Source organism: Streptomyces murinus, assembly GCF_002154555.1.
GTDB classification, from domain to species: Bacteria; Actinomycetota; Actinomycetes; order Streptomycetales; family Streptomycetaceae; genus Streptomyces; species Streptomyces murinus.
The window spans coordinates 609-1,772 of sequence record NZ_MUNF01000384.1 but is presented as its reverse complement, the minus strand read 5'-3'; the positions used below and the strand labels follow the sequence as shown (position 1 = coordinate 1,772).

Sequence of the window (1,164 nt, the reverse complement as noted above, 5' to 3'; positions counted from 1 at the left end):
CTGCACCCACCCGTACCCGTGCTCCGCGTGCCGCACGTCCTGGCCGGCCCGCCAGTGCTGCAGCACCGGCTCCCGGTGCACCGCGACCGGCTCGGCCCCGGCCTCCTCCGGCGCCGGTTCCGCCCGCGAGGACGCCTGGGCGAACAGGTCCCCCTGGNNCTCCCGTACGACCGCCGGATCGTCCGTGGGGCCCCGCAGCGTCTCGGAGCGGGTCAGCGTCGAGAAGTCGTACCGCCGCACCTTCAGTACGATCGTCCGCCCGGACAGCCCGGCCTCGCGCAGCCGCCGCACACACCGGTCCGCCAGCCGCCGCACCTCAAGGCCGATCCGCAGCCGGTCATGGATGTCCACGTCGTACGTGTCCTCCACCGACACGGACTTGGCCTCCCGCTCGGCCACCACCGGCCGCTCGTCCCGCGCCAGCGCCATCGCGTACAGCGCCTGTCCATGAGCCTTGCCGAGCAGTCGTACGAGTTCGTCCTCGCCCGCCTCGGCCAGTTCCTCGACCGTCGTGATCCCGGCGCGCCGCAGATGGTCCCCGGTGGCCGGGCCCACCCCGGGCAGGGTCCGCACCGGCAGCGGCCCCAGCAGCGCCCGCTCGGTGCCCGGCTCGATGAGCACCAGGCCGTCCGGCTTGGCCCGCTCGGAGGCGATCTTCGCGAGCATCTTGGACGCGGCGAGCCCCACCGACCCGGTGAGCCCCGTGACCGTACGGATGTCCGCGCGCAGCCGCAGGCCCGTGCACCGCGCCGACTCCGCGTCCTCCGCCGCGCCCGAGGCCGCCAGATCCACGAACGCCTCGTCCAGGCTCAGCGGCTCCACCAGCGGCGACAGTTCCCGCAGCAGCGTCATCACCTGCTCGCTGACCGCCCGATACAGACTGAAGCGCGGCACCAGATACGCCGCGTTGGGCGCCAGCCGCCGCGCCTGGGCCATGGGCATCGCCGAGTGCACCCCGAAGGCCCGTGCCTCGTACGACGCCGTGGCCACCACGCCGCGCGGTCCGAGCCCGCCCACCACGACCGCTTTCCCGCGCAGGCTCGGCTTGGATGCCTGCTCCACCGAGGCGTAGAAGGCATCCATGTCGAGATGCAGGATCGTGGGCGCGTTTCTCACATCTCCGATGCTGCACCACGGCACTGACAATCCGACGGCGCCCGGCGG

The 1,164-nt window shown here is 73.4% G+C and carries 1 protein-coding gene; it reads right to left on the bottom strand.

What is annotated here, in order from left to right; all coding sequences use genetic code 11:
- A partial coding sequence (locus tag CCN72_RS23050) for a DNA polymerase IV (protein ID WP_158101395.1) occupies positions 1–1,116 on the bottom strand: 1,116 nt, incomplete at its 3' end.
- Between the last annotated feature and the right edge of the window lie 48 nt (positions 1,117–1,164).